The sequence below is a fragment of the Microbacterium karelineae genome, from assembly GCF_009745985.1.
GTDB lineage: Bacteria > Actinomycetota > Actinomycetes > Actinomycetales > Microbacteriaceae > Microbacterium > Microbacterium karelineae.
Genome location: NZ_WFIX01000116.1, coordinates 1 through 427, shown reverse-complemented (window position 1 = coordinate 427; position 427 = coordinate 1). Strand labels below are relative to the sequence as shown.

The following is a 427-nucleotide window of genomic DNA, read 5'->3' as shown; positions in this document are numbered from 1 at the left end:
TCCCATTGTAGCGAACAATGTACTCGCGAAGTTAATAATTCTCATCTTTAGTATGTTTATGAAATAATTTTAATTAAATACTTGTTGGAATAGGCATTAAATCAAATGAAAGGTACGTAAAAAAAACCTCGGAAATTGTGATCATTTCAGCATTTTTTGCAAGCTGACTTCCTCCTTCTTTTCCTTGTCTGCTGATAATCAGACCTGCCTCTCTCAATACGCTGATCTCCTTTCGGATAATCACCGGATTCACATTGATACTACCGGCCATCCAGTCAGAAGTAAGCCACTCCTGAGGGCTTTTCGCCAATAGTGTCATTATATGTACTGCCGTAGCAAATCTTGTATTGTTCATTGTAATTACTTCATAAACATACTAAAGATGAGAATTATTAACTTCGCGAGTACATTGTTCGCTACAATGGGA

Annotated in this window: 1 protein-coding gene; it reads right to left on the bottom strand. The window is 36.8% G+C overall.

What is annotated here, in order from left to right; translation table 11 throughout:
- Positions 1–73: 73 nt before the first annotated feature.
- Positions 74–355 (bottom strand): Rrf2 family transcriptional regulator, encoded by a 282-nt coding sequence (locus GB932_RS22165; protein WP_197517215.1) that lies wholly within the window; start codon positions 353–355, stop codon positions 74–76.
- Positions 356–427: the final 72 nt, after the last annotated feature.